We start from the raw sequence: 1168 nt of genomic DNA on the forward strand, positions 1-1168 counted from the left end.
TCGTGGTGTTCAACGCCACGCGCAGAGGAGGACGGCGAGATGAAGAATATGATGATCGGGGTCGATCTGGCAAAGGCAGTTTTCCAAGTTCATGGTGCCCTCCGAACGGGGGAGGTCCAGTTCCGCAAGAAGCTGACGCGGAAGCAATTCCCCGCGTTCATGGCGCAGCAAGAGCCCAGCATGGTGATTTTCGAGGCGTGCGGCAGCGCACATTTCTGGGCGCGTGAGATGGAAGCTCTTGGGCACGAGGTAAAGCTGATCGCACCGCAATACGTGCGCCCCTTTGTGAAGCGGCAGAAAAATGATGCGGCCGATGCTGAGGCGCTTGTCATTGCGGCACGCCAGCCTGAGATGCGTTTCGTGGAGCCCAAAACAGTCGAGCAGCAGTCTTGCGCGGCGGTCTTCCGCGGCCGGGAACGCCTGGTGCATCAGCGGACCGCCGATGTGAACGCACTGCGGGCTCTGCTGTATGAGCACGGCTATGTGTTTCCGGTCGGCATGTCCCACCTCAATCGCATGACGGTGCTTGTGCAGGATGAGACCGTCGACTTGCACGCGCTGATCCGGGAAGAGTGCTTGGACCTGCTCGTGCAGATCGCAGAGAAAACCGCACGCATCATTGAGCGCACCACGAAGCTCAAGACGCTGGCCGCCCAGTCAGACAGAGCACGCCGGCTACAGACGATGCCGGGTGTTGGGCCGCTGACGGCGGTTGCAGTCGAAGCGTTCGGTCCCGCCATGGTGGAATTCAAAACCGGGCGCAACTTTGCGGCCTGGTTGGGCCTTGTGCCTCGGCAACATTCTTCTGGAGGCAAGGAGCGCCTTGGTCGCATGACCAAGGCTGGTCAGGCCGATATCCGACGCCTGTTGATCATCGGCGCAATGTCGCGACTGAACTGGCTTGGACAGCGCACCATTGTAGAGGGTAGCTGGCTGTCACGTATGTTGATGCGCAAACCCAAGATGCTGGTCGCGATCGCGCTCGCCAATAAGATGGCCCGCCAGGTCTGGGCGATGCTGACAAAGAACAAAGATTACAGCGATCCGGCGATAGCGGGCGTGGCATGATGCTCATGTCGAACCGCTAGTGCCGGTGCCGAGGGGAGTGTGAGAAGACGACGACCTGAATGGGCAAAATGATCGAACAGATCTGGATTGGGAAGACCAG

1 protein-coding gene is annotated in these 1168 nt (G+C 59.7%); it reads left to right on the plus strand.

The window, feature by feature from the left end; translation table 11 throughout:
* Positions 1-39: 39 nt before the first annotated feature.
* Positions 40-1068, plus strand: coding sequence for an IS110 family transposase (locus J2X53_RS22470; protein ID WP_349039710.1), 1029 nt, complete (start codon positions 40-42; stop codon positions 1066-1068).
* The last annotated feature ends 100 nt before the right edge of the window (positions 1069-1168 follow it).

The organism is Pseudotabrizicola sp. 4114 (assembly GCF_031457365.1).
Classification (GTDB): domain Bacteria; phylum Pseudomonadota; class Alphaproteobacteria; order Rhodobacterales; family Rhodobacteraceae; genus Pseudotabrizicola.

Excerpts from the sequence above, each read along its gene's own strand:
- J2X53_RS22470 (WP_349039710.1), top strand. The coding sequence starts at position 40 with ATGAAGAATATGATGATCGGGGTCGATCTGGCAAAGGCAGTTTTCCAA.